Source organism: Lentiprolixibacter aurantiacus, assembly GCF_026241225.1.
In the GTDB taxonomy this organism is placed as follows: Bacteria; Bacteroidota; Bacteroidia; order Flavobacteriales; family Flavobacteriaceae; genus Lentiprolixibacter; species Lentiprolixibacter aurantiacus.
This window is the reverse complement of record NZ_JAPFQP010000005.1, coordinates 2,501-5,180: the sequence shown is the minus strand read 5'-3', so window position 1 is coordinate 5,180 and position 2,680 is coordinate 2,501. Positions and strand designations below refer to the sequence as shown.

Annotated in this window: 2 tRNA genes and 2 rRNA genes (1 of these 4 only partly in view); all 4 read left to right on the top strand. The window is 50.0% G+C overall.

Annotated features, from left to right (window positions below):
- Positions 1-1,319, top strand: a 16S ribosomal RNA gene (locus OO016_RS14385); the annotation flags it as partial.
- A gap of 105 nt (positions 1,320-1,424) precedes the next feature.
- Positions 1,425-1,498: transfer RNA gene (locus OO016_RS14380), tRNA-Ile, on the top strand.
- A gap of 179 nt (positions 1,499-1,677) precedes the next feature.
- Positions 1,678-1,751: transfer RNA gene (locus OO016_RS14375), tRNA-Ala, on the top strand.
- A gap of 217 nt (positions 1,752-1,968) precedes the next feature.
- Positions 1,969-2,680, top strand: a 23S ribosomal RNA gene (locus OO016_RS14370) (it continues 2,130 nt past the right edge of the window).

Sequence of the window (2,680 nt, the reverse complement as noted above, 5' to 3'; positions counted from 1 at the left end):
GTTTAAAGTTACGGCGGTAAAAGATGGCTATGCGTCTTATTAGCTAGTAGGTAAGGTAACGGCTTACCTAGGCAACGATAAGTAGGGGCCCTGAGAGGGGGATCCCCCACACTGGTACTGAGACACGGACCAGACTCCTACGGGAGGCAGCAGTGAGGAATATTGGACAATGGGCGCAAGCCTGATCCAGCCATGCCGCGTGCAGGAAGACAGCCCTACGGGTTGTAAACTGCTTTTATACAGGAAGAATAAGGGGTACGTGTACCCTGGTGACGGTACTGTAAGAATAAGGACCGGCTAACTCCGTGCCAGCAGCCGCGGTAATACGGAGGGTCCGAGCGTTATCCGGAATCATTGGGTTTAAAGGGTCCGCAGGCGGGCAATTAAGTCAGGGGTGAAATGCTGCAGCTCAACTGTAGCACTGCCCTTGATACTGGTTGTCTTGAGTTATAGTGGAGTGGCTGGAATATGTAGTGTAGCGGTGAAATGCATAGATATTACATAGAACACCAATCGCGAAGGCAGGTCACTAACTATTAACTGACGCTGATGGACGAAAGCGTGGGGAGCGAACGGGATTAGATACCCCGGTAGTCCACGCCGTAAACGATGGATACTAGCTGTTGGGCTTTCGGGCTCGGTGGCCAAGCGAAAGTGATAAGTATCCCACCTGGGGAGTACGTTCGCAAGAATGAAACTCAAAGGAATTGACGGGGGCCCGCACAAGCGGTGGAGCATGTGGTTTAATTCGATGATACGCGAGGAACCTTACCAGGGCTTAAATGTAGTGGGACAGGCTTAGAGATAGGCTTTTCTTCGGACTCATTACAAGGTGCTGCATGGTTGTCGTCAGCTCGTGCCGTGAGGTGTCAGGTTAAGTCCTATAACGAGCGCAACCCCTGCCGTTAGTTGCCAGCAAGTAAAGTTGGGGACTCTAACGGGACTGCCGGTGCAAACCGTGAGGAAGGTGGGGATGACGTCAAATCATCACGGCCCTTACGTCCTGGGCTACACACGTGCTACAATGGCCGGTACAATGAGCAGCCACTGCGCGAGCAGGAGCGAATCTATAAAACCGGTCACAGTTCGGATCGGGGTCTGCAACTCGACCCCGTGAAGCTGGAATCGCTAGTAATCGGATATCAGCCATGATCCGGTGAATACGTTCCCGGGCCTTGTACACACCGCCCGTCAAGCCATGGAAGCCGGGGGTACCTGAAGTCTGTCACCGCAAGGAGCGGCCTAGGGTAAGACCGGTAACTAGGGCTAAGTCGTAACAAGGTAGCCGTACCGGAAGGTGCGGCTGGAACACCTCCTTTCTAGAGAAGTTACTAACGGATTGGAATTATAATGGGTTTTGTCCCTTTCACCTTGTTGTTTTGGAAATAAGTTCTCTGCCATTATTTAAAAGATAAGATCAAAGCAGTCTCATAGCTCAGCTGGTTAGAGCGCTACACTGATAATGTAGAGGTCGGCAGTTCGAGTCTGCCTGAGACTACTATTAGTGCTTCGAAGCTTTAAGCGGAGAGGTGCTTAAAGTTCATTGAAACTAAATTGGAAATTTTAGAAGTTGAGCAACCTATAGAGTTGACGAGTTACGGATAACTGTGGATTGTTAACTGTACAGTGCCAACTAAGGAGTACTCCTTCACCCGTTAAGGGTTATGGAGCACTTATGGGGAATTAGCTCAGCTGGCTAGAGCGCCTGCCTTGCACGCAGGAGGTCACCGGTTCGACTCCGGTATTCTCCACAATGTTCTACGAAGCTTTTAAGCGAAGTAGGGCACACACCTAGGCGAAACGCTTGGGTGTGTAAACGTTCATTGACATATTGGGATATACGAGGGTTATATATCATGTATATGGTATATAATTTTTAAAGAGAAGACACGAATTTTTTTAAAGAAACAAAGAGCGGGTATTTTATAGAGATATAGAGTACCATACGTTAGAATTACGAGGCATTGGCGACAAGCTAGTTAAGGGCGTATGGGGGATGCCTAGGCTCTCAGAGGCGATGAAGGACGTGATAAGCTGCGAAAAGCTGCGGGGATTGGCACATACGATATGATCCGCAGATGTCCGAATGGGGCAACCCACTATACTGAAGGTATAGTATCCCGTAAGGGAAGCAAACCCGGTGAACTGAAACATCTAAGTAGCCGGAGGAGGAGAAAACAATAGTGATTCTGTGAGTAGTGGCGAGCGAAAGCGGAAGAGCCCAAACCATTGTTGTTTCGGCAACAATGGGGTTGTAGGACCACGATATTCGATGCATAATGAACCGGAACCATCTGGAAAGTTGGACCGCAGGGGGTGATAGTCCCGTATGGGTAAGTTAATGTTATTGATAGTGGTATCCTGAGTAGCGCGGGGCACGTGAAACCTTGTGTGAATCTGGCGGGACCATCCGCCAAGGCTAAATACTCCTGAGAGACCGATAGTGAACCAGTACCGTGAGGGAAAGGTGAAAAGAACCCCGAACAGGGGAGTGAAAGAGAACCTGAAACCATACGCTTACAAGCGGTCGGAGCGGATTTACTCCGTGACGGCGTGCCTTTTGCATAATGAGCCTACGAGTTGCCGTTGCTAGCGAGGTTAAGCCCTTCAGGGGCGGAGCCGGAGCGAAAGCGAGTCTGAATAGGGCGCTATAGTTAGTAGTGGCAGACGCGAAACCGTG